Here is a 2,654-nt window from a genome sequence, read left to right on the forward strand (position 1 = left end):
GAACGCTCGCACGGTTGAGCGTTTCCTGAACGCCCTGCAGGACGCGGACTACGCGACCGCGGATGCCGTGCTGGACGACGACCTCGTCTACGAGAACGTCGGTTTGCCCACGATTCACGGCCGCGCCAGGGCGATGAAGCTGTTCCGCCGGATGGAGGGCCGCGCCGCCTTCGAGGTGAAGATCCACCGCATCGCCACCGACGGGGCCGCGGTGCTGACCGAACGCACCGACGCGCTGATCTTCGGCCCGCTGCGACTGCAGTTCTGGGTGTGCGGCGTGTTCGAGGTGCACGCGGGGCGGATCACGTTGTGGCGGGACTACTTCGACTTCTTCGACATGATGAAGGCAACCGTGCGCGGTGTCGCGGCGCTGGTGCTGCCCTCGCTCAAAGCGACGTTTTAGCGCCGCCGGCGGTGCGGGCACACCCGGGAAGCACTCGGCCTGCTCCCGCCCTCAGCTGCGGGGCAGTCCGCCGAGTTCGTCGAATGCCTGCGCCCACCCGACCAGGCGATCGGTGGCCTGCGCCAGCTCGGCGCGATAGCGCTGCCGCGGTCCGGCGGAAGCCTCGCCCGAGGCATTCGCCGAAGACACCAATTGCGCTGCAGCGGTAACTATTTCGTTGTACTGGCGAACGCCGGCCGCCAACTGTGCGGTGAACACGTTGATGGTCGCCACCAGGTGCGGCCGCGACGACTCCGAATGCCGCGCTGCCCGCTCCATCGAGACCACCTCCGCTGCGGTGGCCGCCATGGCCGTCGAGGCCCTGTCCGCCGCCGAGGTCAGGTCGTCGATTTCGGTGGGCGGCAGCAGGGCTCCCCGCTCCAGCACGCCCACCAGCGAGTGGAATCCGCGTTCGGAGGCGCCCAGCGCGTACATCGCCGGACGCGCCGCCGAACCTGGCGGCGGCAGCCGTCGGGCGCCCGCGGATTGTCCCGGCGGCAGCGGCTCCGACCGCAGCCACCGGTAGCGCAGCAGCAACAACGTCGCCGGGATCGACTGCACGACCGCGATGGCGCCGGTGACCTCCAGCAGCAGCGCGAACCAGCCCCAGGCTGCCAGCAGCGCCGTCACCACCGCCCAGAACAGGCACCCGGCGCTGAAGATCAGCCCCCAGCGCAGCGCGCGGCGGCGGCGGCGCACCAGCCGCGCGCGGGGATCCACCGCCCCGCCGAGCCGTCGGGCCAGCACCTCGGAGAGCTCCTCGGCGATGCCCAGACCTCGCTGCAGCAGCGCACGCCACGGCCCGCGCTGAGTCGATTTCACCGTCATCACAAGCCCCGAAGTCCCGAAAGCCCCGCGCTACTGGCCGAGCGGCTGCTCGGGCACCGCCGGTCCGGCAGTCTCGGGGGGCGTGGCTTGGGGGGCGGCGGCGGACCCGCCGGTCGGCAGAGCTTCGCCCCGCATCGAGGCACGGATCTGTTCGAGCCGGGAATGGCCGGCCATCTGCACGCCGGCCTGCTCGACCTCGAGCATTCGGCCCTGTACGGAACCCTTCGCGAGCTCGGCGGCACCGACCGCGTTGGCATAGCGGCGTTCGATCTTGTCGCGCACCTCGTCGAGGTTGGGCACGTTGCCCGGCGCGGCGACCTCACTCATCGACCGCAGCGAGGCGCTCACCTGTTCCTGCATCTTGGCCTGCTCGAGCTGGCTGAGCAGTTTGGTGCGCTCGGCGATCTTCTGCTGCAGCACCATCGCGTTCTGGTCGACGGCCTTTTTGGCCTGGCCGGCCGCGCTCAGAGCCTGGTCGTGCAGCGTCTTGAGGTCCTCGACACTATGCTCGGCGGTCACCAGCTGGGCCGCGAACGCTTCGGCGGCGTTGTTGTACTCGCTGGCCTTGGCGGCGTCACCGGCAGCGGTGGCCTGGTCGGCCAGCGTCAGGGCCTGACGGACGTTGACCTGAAGCTTCTCGATATCGGCGAGCTGCCGGTTGAGCCGCATCTCGAGCTGACGCTGGTTGCCGATCACCTGCGCCGCCTGCTGGGTCAGCGCCTGGTGGGCGCGCTGGGCTTCCTCGATGGCCTGCTGAATCTGCACTTTCGGGTCGGCGTGCTCGTCGATCTTCGCGTTGAACAGCGCCATCAGGTACTTCCACGCTTTGACGAACGGGTTGGCCATGAGTAGCTCCACCTTCGCTTCCTGTGGGCCGGAGGGGCCGTGTGTCGGACGGCCGTGTGTCGGACGCGGCCGGAGTGCGTCAGTCCGCCCTGTCGCTCAATTTAACGGGTCGGAACCGATAGCCCCACCTTTGCAGCTCGGCCCCGGAGCGCCCGATCCGGGCGTTCAGGCCACTGCCAGGGATGCCACCGATCCGATGACGACCTTGGTCTCGGAGTCGATGGTCCTGGTAGCGGGCCCGCCACCCGGTACGTGGTGGACAGCACGCTCCTCGGTCGCCATACGCTCCCCGGCTTTGGTGAGCACCGCCGACAGCGGCACATCCAGCGCATCGCAGATCGCGTTGAGCAACTCGCTGGAAGGCTCCTTGCGGCCCCGCTCCACCTCGGAGAGGTACCCGAGACTCACCCGCGCCGAATCGGACACTTCGCGCAGCGTGCGGCCCTGTGTCATCCGGGCCCGGCGCAGCACGTCGCCGATCACCTCACGCACCAATGGCGGCATCCTGCTCTCCTTCAGTCCAGTCCGGGTTAGTCCA

At 69.3% G+C, this 2,654-nt stretch carries 4 protein-coding genes; 1 reads left to right on the forward strand and 3 read right to left on the reverse strand.

Going from position 1 to position 2,654, the window contains the following annotated elements:
• The coding region (locus AC2VOK_RS12720; protein WP_428900793.1) for a limonene-1,2-epoxide hydrolase at positions 1 to 403 on the forward strand (403 nt) is incomplete at its 5' end.
• A 51-nt stretch (positions 404 to 454) separates the two neighbouring features.
• Here the strand turns inward: AC2VOK_RS12720 and pspM are convergent.
• The 3 genes from pspM to clgR form a co-directional block, all read right to left on the reverse strand.
• Positions 455 to 1,270, reverse strand: coding sequence for a phage shock envelope stress response protein PspM (pspM, locus tag AC2VOK_RS12725; protein ID WP_428900794.1), 816 nt, complete (start codon positions 1,268 to 1,270; stop codon positions 455 to 457).
• A 30-nt stretch (positions 1,271 to 1,300) separates the two neighbouring features.
• On the reverse strand, positions 1,301 to 2,116 hold the full coding sequence (gene pspA, locus AC2VOK_RS12730) for a phage shock protein PspA (RefSeq protein WP_428900795.1): 816 nt from the start codon (positions 2,114 to 2,116) through the stop codon (positions 1,301 to 1,303).
• A gap of 165 nt (positions 2,117 to 2,281) precedes the next feature.
• Positions 2,282 to 2,620 carry a transcriptional regulator ClgR gene (gene clgR, locus AC2VOK_RS12735; protein ID WP_428900796.1) on the reverse strand — a complete coding sequence of 113 codons (339 nt, stop codon included), beginning with the start codon at positions 2,618 to 2,620 and terminating at the stop codon, positions 2,282 to 2,284.
• Between the last annotated feature and the right edge of the window lie 34 nt (positions 2,621 to 2,654).

The sequence above is a fragment of the Mycobacterium sp. TH-M116 genome (genome assembly GCF_057473685.1).